The organism is Pseudomonas sp. PA-1-3F (genome assembly GCF_021609665.1).
Classification (GTDB): domain Bacteria; phylum Pseudomonadota; class Gammaproteobacteria; order Pseudomonadales; family Pseudomonadaceae; genus Aquipseudomonas; species Aquipseudomonas paracarnis.
The window spans coordinates 70,750-77,469 of the sequence record NZ_WJZD01000030.1; the positions used below are offsets into that span (position 1 = coordinate 70,750).

Below are 6,720 nucleotides of genomic sequence, written 5' to 3' on the forward strand. Positions count from 1 at the left end.
GCGGGCAGGAAAAAGAAAAAACAGACAGCCAAGCATCGCCCACCGTGATGCTGTTGGATGATCCAGGCCGGTCTCCGGGCTCATGAGTGGCGCTTTTGATAGCAAGCAGCCGAGGGTGCGCCTTCCCATATCGCACGCGATACAGTGGCAAACAGCACCGTCTTGACTCATTTACCGTTGCGGGGGCAGCGCCGGAATCGCGGCGGCACTGTGTACAAGTGCGCTCACTCACCGGCTTCCCTGTTTCACTCTGTCGACGCGCGCGCCACAGAGCACCTGGAACAAGCCGCGAAGGTTAGTGGGTTGGGGGTGGAGCGTCAATTAAAGCTGGCCTTGTACTTGAACCATCTGCCGTTCGTGCTTCTCTACCCCTACAGGTATCAAGGAGAAAACCATGCCTAAAACCCGACTCGCCCTACTGATCATGCTTGCAGGCAGCCTCGCCGCGTGCGGCGAAAGCTCGACCCTGCAGGTCGCCGATGGCACCGGGCCCTCGCCCAGGCTGCCGGAGCCGAACAAGACGCTGATCCCCACCGTCAATATCGCCCCGGCCATCGGCTGGCCCGAAGGCGCCAAGCCCATCGCCGCCGCCGGTACCCAAGTGGCCGCGTTCGCCGAAGGCCTGGATCATCCGCGCTGGCTCTACGTGCTGCCCAACGGCGACGTGCTGGTGGCCGAGACCAATGCACCGCCCAAGCCGGACGATGCCAAAGGCCTGCGTGGCTGGGTGATGGAAAAAGTCATGGACCGTGCCGGTGCCGGGGTGCCGAGCCCGAACCGTATTACCTTGCTGCGCGATGCCGACCATGACGGTGTGGCAGAAACTCGCACGGTGTTCCTGGAGAACCTCAATTCGCCGTTTGGCATGACCTTGGTGGGCAACGACCTGTATGTGGCCGATTCGGATAAGTTGCTGCGCTTCCCCTATCAGCCGGGTGAAACCGCAATCACCTCCCCAGGCACCAAGGTGGTGGATTTACCCGGTGGCCCCTTGAACCACCACTGGACCAAAAATGTGGTGGCCAGCCAGGACGGCAGCAAGCTGTACGTGAGCGTCGGCTCCAACAGCAACGTCGGCGAAAACGGCCTGGAAGCCGAACAGGGCCGCGCCGCCATTTGGGAAGTCGACCGCGCCAGCGGCCAACACCGCATTTTTGCCTCCGGCCTGCGCAACCCCAACGGCATGGCGTGGGAGCCACAGAGCGGCAAGCTGTGGACGGCGGTCAACGAACGCGATGAGATCGGCAGTGACCTGGTGCCGGATTACATCACCTCGGTCAAGGATGGCGGCTTCTACGGCTGGCCTTTCAGTTATTACGGCCAGCATGTGGATGTGCGTGTCACCCCGCAGAACCTGGACATGGTCGCCAAGGCCATCGCTCCCGACTATGCGGTAGGCCCTCATACTGCGTCGCTGGGGCTGACCTTCGCCGAGGGCAGCAAACTGCCCGCGCCCTTCAGTAATGGCGCATTTATCGGCCAGCATGGTTCCTGGAACCGCAAGCCGCACAGTGGCTACAAGGTGATTTTCGTTCCCTTCGAAGGGGGCCAGCCGAAAGGGCAACCGGTGGATGTGCTGACGGGGTTTCTTGATAGCGATGAGAAAGCCATGGGCCGGCCGGTCGGCGTGGTGATAGATCAGCAGGGGGATTTGCTGGTGGCCGATGATGTGGGCAATAAGGTTTGGCGAGTGTCGGCTGTTAAGTAAATCGCCACACACCAATGTGGGAGCGGGCTTGCCCGCGATTACGGTGGCCCAGCCAACCAAGCCGTTGACTGACACACTGCATTCGCGGGCAAGCCCGCTCCCACATTTTGGAGTTTTATTGATTCAGGGGTTACGCGCCAGATTTCCTGGCAACACGCGTTTGGCACTCAGGTAGGCATTCTGCCAATACGCTTTGGATAGCGTATCCAGCTTCACCGTACCGCCGGTTTGAGGCGCGTGTACGAAGCGGCCCTCCCCCACATAGATGCCCGCATGGCTGACCCGCGAACCACCACCGGTAGCGAAGAACAGCAGGTCGCCGGTTTGCAGGTTTTGTTCGCTGACGTCCTGGGCACGCATCACGATCAATTCACGGGTGGTGCGCGGCAATGAGATGCCGGCAGCGTCGCGAAATACAAAGCCGATCAGGCCACTGCAATCAAACCCCGAGTCCGGTGTGTTGCCGCCCCAGCGGTAAGGTGTGCCGACCAGGCCCAGCGCACGAAAGAGCACGTCTTCGGCAGCAGGCGAGAAATTCTGGGTGGCATAGTTGAACACCGGCTTAGGCTTGACCGCGACGGGCGCGGGCGGCGGTGTACGACTGGCGCAGGCGCTGAGCAGCGCGGCGCAAACAATAAGCATCAGGCGGGCCGAGGTCGACATATGCAGAACAATCCTGGTCTGGATGCGGCTTTCGCTGCCGAACGTTGAAAACCAGAACGCGCAAGCAAAGCTCGCGCGAACGGATGACAACAATGTCCAGGGATTCTAGCGCTTACACGTCAAACTTCAAGTATCACTTTAACTTTACTTACTAGCGGTAACCGTAGTCGGAGCCATGGCGAGTGCACGCTTGGCTTCGATGAAGGTTTTGCTCCAGTAGCTGTCACCCAGGTTATCGACCCGAACACCACCACTGCGGCGGCTGCTGGAGTGGATAAATTGGTTATCGCCCAGGTAGATACCGGCATGACTGACACGACCGCGGCCACTGGTACTAAAGAAAAGCAGATCACCGGGCTTGAGGTTGTTGCGTGCGACCAACGGTGCATTCACGTTGATCATCTCGCGTGTAGAGCGCGGCAGATTCATGCCGGCCTCTTCACGAAACAGGTAGCCAATGAACCCACTGCAATCAAAACCGGCTTCCGAGGTGCCGCCGAAACGGTAACGGGTACCGATCAAGGACATGCCGCGCTCAAGGATACTGTCGGCCAGAAGAGGCAGTTGGTAAGGCTTGCTGTCAGAGAACTCGGCGAGTTCTTTTTCGGTTGCCACCTCTTCTTCATAAACAGAAGCAGACTGTGCAGCAACGAACTTTGCCTGATTTTGAACCTGTGGTTTTTGCTGTTCTGCCACCTGCTGAGGGTGGGAGGCGCAGCCAAACAACAGGGTAACGAGTGCGAGAGGCACGAGGGGTGCGAAGCGATTTAGCATGGGCACGACCGTGGCTGATGTGTAAAGAAGCCGAGACTATGCCCTCTATCACATCGATTTGCAAATTCAATCGCGATCTATGTGACTTATCGTTTCGACTATGCCATCTAAGCCGTGATTCCATTTATCGCTTCAGTTGCGTAGCCCTTCTGGCTCAAACGCAGGTTTTCTGACGCCTTGAAAATGCCGACACACGGAAAATCAAGACCTTACCAGCCCAAGGTTTCTTTCAGGAAAGGGATCGTCAATTTTCTTTGTGCCTGCAAGGAAGCCTGGTCGAGTTGCTCAAGCAAATCGAACAGCGCGCTCATGCTGCGGGTGCCACGGGTGAGGATAAAGTGCCCGACTTCGTCGGTCAGGTGCAGGCCACGACGGGAAGCGCGCAGTTGCAGCGCACGCAGCTTGTCCTCATCGGATAACGGGCGCATCTGGAAGATCAACGCCAGGGTCAGGCGCGACTTGAGGTCAGCCAGCTTCACCGGCAGTTCACGCGGCGAGGTGGACGCAGCGATCAGCAAGCGCCGGCCGCTATCGCGCAAGCGGTTGAACAGATGAAACAGCGCCTCTTCCCACTCCGGCTTGCCGGCCACTGCCTGCAGGTCGTCGAGACACACCAGTTCATATTGCTCAAGGTTATCGAAGATGCCGATCCCGCGGTCCATCAACTCGGCCAAGGGTAGGTAGACCGCCGGCTCGCCCGTCTGCTCGAAACGCAGGCACGCGGCCTGCAGCAGATGGGTACGCCCCACGCCATGCTTGCCCCACAGATAGATCAGGCTTTCAGTCCACCCGGCGTCGGCTTCGCAAAGCCGCTCCACATAGCCGAGTGCAGCGGCATTGGCGCCTGGGTAGTAGTTGATAAAGGTAGCGTCATCACGCAGACGCACACCTAGGGGCAGCTGAATCGGTTTCATGCTGACTGAACGGCTCCCATCGAACCGTTAGTGGCCTCTATGTAAAGTTTGCAAAGTTTATACCCGTGACGCCGGGCGCACAATGCAGCAGACCACAAGCAAAATCAAAGGTTTGCGTTAACCCGGAGGTTTTACGCAGTTTGTTTGACGCACCCCGGGGCCAGAAACAACAAACCCGGCCTGGACCGGGTTTGTGACACCGCGATTACAACTCGGGCTCATCCACCCCGGTATACACGTCCGAATCCTTGTACAGGTCGTGCACATGGCGCACCAGCACCATGATCACCGCCGCCACCGGCAGCGCCAACAGGATGCCGGTAAAGCCGAACAGCTCGCCACCCGCCAAAATCGCAAAGATCACTGCCACCGGGTGCAGGCCGATTCGATCGCCCACCAGCAGTGGCGTCAGCACCATGCCTTCCAAGGCCTGGCCCACCATGAACACTGCGACAATCCCCAGCATCGGGTACAGGTCGCCGCCGAACTGGAACAGCCCGGCCACCAGCGCCGCGCCGATGCCGATCACAAAGCCCATGTAGGGCACGATGGCCGCCAGGCCCGCGATCAAGCCGATCAACAGCCCCAGCTCCAAGCCGATCGCCATCAGGCCGGCAGCGTAAATCACCCCCAGGGCCAGCATCACCAGCAACTGGCCACGCACGAACGCACCCAATACCTCATGACACTCCGCTGCCAGGGAAACAACACGCTCTTCCCGGTCGCGGGGGAGCAGGCTGCGGATCTTGGCCATCATGATGTCCCAGTCTCGCAGCAGGTAGAACGCCACCACCGGGATCAGCACCAGGTTGGTCAACCAACCGATCAGCGCCAGGCTCGACGCAGTCGCCTGGCTGAGCACCACCGTGACGATATCGGTGGTCTTGTCCATGTGCTCGCTGATAGCTGCCTTGACCTTGTCGAACTTCCAGAAGCCATCCGCCAGCCCGAACTTGGACTGGGCCCACGGCATCGCCGTGTGCTGCAACCAGTCGAGCATCTGCGGCGCCAGCTCATAGAGGCGAAACAGCTGCTTGGCCAACATCGGCACCAATATCAACACCAGCGCCGTGATGATCAACGTGAACAGCGCAAACACCGTGATCACGCCCCAGGTGCGCGACATGCCGACTTTTTCCAGGCGATCCACCACGGGATCGAACAGATAGGCGAGCAGTAGCGCCACCAGGAACGGCGTCAGGATCGAATGCAGCAAGAACACAAAACCGCACAGCAGGACAATCCCGCCAAGCCACACCCAACGACGCGTATCCGCCATAAACCACTCCATCTGTTTTTTACGCCCTTCTTCTATATAGAAGGAGGACCACTAGTTACCAACGAAAACGCAGTTGCGCCTGGGGCTCAGATGCAACAGCCGGTTGCGTGCCATCGATCACGGCTGGCTGGGCCAGGGCTTCGCCAGCAGGAATTTCCTGCAGCTTGGCCAGGCTCAATTGAGTCCGCAATTGTTCGGCGCTGCCATTGACGCGATACACAATCCGGTTGCCATCCACCCACTGCGGCTGGCCGCCAAAGGGCTCCAGCAAACGACCCAGGGCGGCGTAGCGCTCAAGGTTCATGCCTTGTACTTCAAGCAATTGCTCAGTGCTCACGCCCGGCTTGACTGCAAAGCGTGGCGCCAGCTTTTGGCTGACCGCCAGCAATACCGCATCGGCGAGCGCGGCAGTGTCAGCGCCTTGGGCGGTGCCCTCCTCAGCCTTGTCGCCCAGCCACAGGCGCCATTTGGCCTGCCATTGACTGCCTTCCTGGCGCGCATGCACCGCCAGCAAAGCATCGGCACCGTAACGCTCGGAGGCTGCGCGCAAAGGCGTGGCGTCGGGGCTTTCAAGATTCGGCGCGGTGGCGACTACCTGTTCATCCAGGTCTCCCAACGGCAAGCGCAGCGGCAGACCCCTGTGTTGCGCGGCTCGGCGCAGGGCCTGGGCAACGGCCTGGCCATCGCCGACCAGGCTGCTGCCTTCAGTTGAATCGTTCAGCCACCAACCCAGGATCGACGGCCGGTTGCTGCCCCAGATCGACAGGCCGCCATCACGCAATGCGCGGTCGGTGCTGACCGGGTCGAAGTCCACTTGCAGGCTTTCCGGCGGGCCGGCGTCGTAGCCGTACTGGCTGATGATTTGTTGCGGGTCTTTGCGGATCGCTGCCAGGCCCGGGCCATCGGCGGCCTTGGCGTCGCCGGTCAGGCGGATCAACAGGGTCTGCACGGCACGCTGGGTGGCCTGGTCGCGCTCTTGGGGCGACTGGCTGCTGACCGGTTCAAGTACTTGATAGAGGCCATTGAGGGTTTCGGCATGACTCGCCAGGCTGACCAACGACAAACAGCCCACAAAGAAGAATTTACACAGACGCATGGAAGATTCCCGAACGACAAATTTAGCGGTTGGAACAGACCGCGTGATCTCGGTTTGGCAAGGCTGTGACACAGCGACCGGTAAAACATTCACAGGGTCCCGGTAAGTTTTCATACTGTCATAACGCTAGCGAGCTCAAGGCTATACCTTAATACGCACGATTACCGGCCCGATTTGCATTTTTTTGAGCTCATATGCCCTGCCCGTCGGCCCGAGGATGGCCGCTGCCCCTCAAGCCTGATAAAATCGCGCGCCTTCGCAGACCGTCAACGGCAGGGCCCTTTCC

The 6,720-nt window shown here is 59.8% G+C and carries 6 protein-coding genes and 1 riboswitch; of the genes, 1 reads left to right on the forward strand and 5 read right to left on the reverse strand.

Features of this window, described 5'->3' with window-relative positions:
* Positions 1-48: 48 nt before the first annotated feature.
* A riboswitch (cobalamin riboswitch) is annotated at positions 49-295 on the reverse strand.
* A gap of 99 nt (positions 296-394) precedes the next feature.
* Positions 395-1,708 carry a PQQ-dependent sugar dehydrogenase gene (locus tag GIV26_RS20725; RefSeq protein ID WP_236282027.1) on the forward strand — a complete coding sequence of 438 codons (1,314 nt, stop codon included), beginning with the start codon at positions 395-397 and terminating at the stop codon, positions 1,706-1,708.
* Between the two features lie 123 nt (positions 1,709-1,831).
* On the opposite strand, the gene GIV26_RS20730 is transcribed toward GIV26_RS20725, so the two are convergent.
* The 5 genes from GIV26_RS20730 to GIV26_RS20750 all read right to left on the reverse strand — a co-directional run bounded on the left by GIV26_RS20730 (position 1,832) and on the right by GIV26_RS20750 (position 6,434).
* The gene (locus tag GIV26_RS20730; protein WP_003193049.1) at positions 1,832-2,371 is read right to left on the reverse strand and encodes a C40 family peptidase; all 540 of its coding nucleotides are present in this window, start codon (positions 2,369-2,371) and stop codon (positions 1,832-1,834) included.
* Between the two features lie 144 nt (positions 2,372-2,515).
* A complete protein-coding gene (locus tag GIV26_RS20735) occupies positions 2,516-3,145 on the reverse strand; it encodes a C40 family peptidase (RefSeq protein WP_003193051.1) in 630 nt (209 codons plus the stop codon).
* A 209-nt stretch (positions 3,146-3,354) separates the two neighbouring features.
* On the reverse strand, positions 3,355-4,059 hold the full coding sequence (gene hda / locus GIV26_RS20740) for a DnaA regulatory inactivator Hda (RefSeq protein WP_014719395.1): 705 nt from the start codon (positions 4,057-4,059) through the stop codon (positions 3,355-3,357).
* Between the two features lie 205 nt (positions 4,060-4,264).
* Positions 4,265-5,338: an AI-2E family transporter gene (locus GIV26_RS20745; protein WP_014719396.1), complete on the reverse strand. Its 1,074-nt coding sequence runs from the start codon at positions 5,336-5,338 to the stop codon at positions 4,265-4,267.
* A 55-nt stretch (positions 5,339-5,393) separates the two neighbouring features.
* The gene (locus tag GIV26_RS20750) at positions 5,394-6,434 is read right to left on the reverse strand and encodes a DUF2066 domain-containing protein (RefSeq protein ID WP_236282029.1); all 1,041 of its coding nucleotides are present in this window, start codon (positions 6,432-6,434) and stop codon (positions 5,394-5,396) included.
* Positions 6,435-6,720 lie beyond the last annotated feature (286 nt).

Excerpts from the sequence above, each read along its gene's own strand:
- GIV26_RS20725 (WP_236282027.1), top strand. The coding sequence starts at position 395 with ATGCCTAAAACCCGACTCGCCCTACTGATCATGCTTGCAGGCAGCCTC.
- GIV26_RS20730 (WP_003193049.1), bottom strand. The coding sequence starts at position 2,371 with ATGTCGACCTCGGCCCGCCTGATGCTTATTGTTTGCGCCGCGCTGCTC.
- GIV26_RS20735 (WP_003193051.1), bottom strand. The coding sequence starts at position 3,145 with ATGCTAAATCGCTTCGCACCCCTCGTGCCTCTCGCACTCGTTACCCTG.
- hda (WP_014719395.1), bottom strand. The coding sequence starts at position 4,059 with ATGAAACCGATTCAGCTGCCCCTAGGTGTGCGTCTGCGTGATGACGCT.
- GIV26_RS20745 (WP_014719396.1), bottom strand. The coding sequence starts at position 5,338 with ATGGCGGATACGCGTCGTTGGGTGTGGCTTGGCGGGATTGTCCTGCTG.
- GIV26_RS20750 (WP_236282029.1), bottom strand. The coding sequence starts at position 6,434 with ATGCGTCTGTGTAAATTCTTCTTTGTGGGCTGTTTGTCGTTGGTCAGC.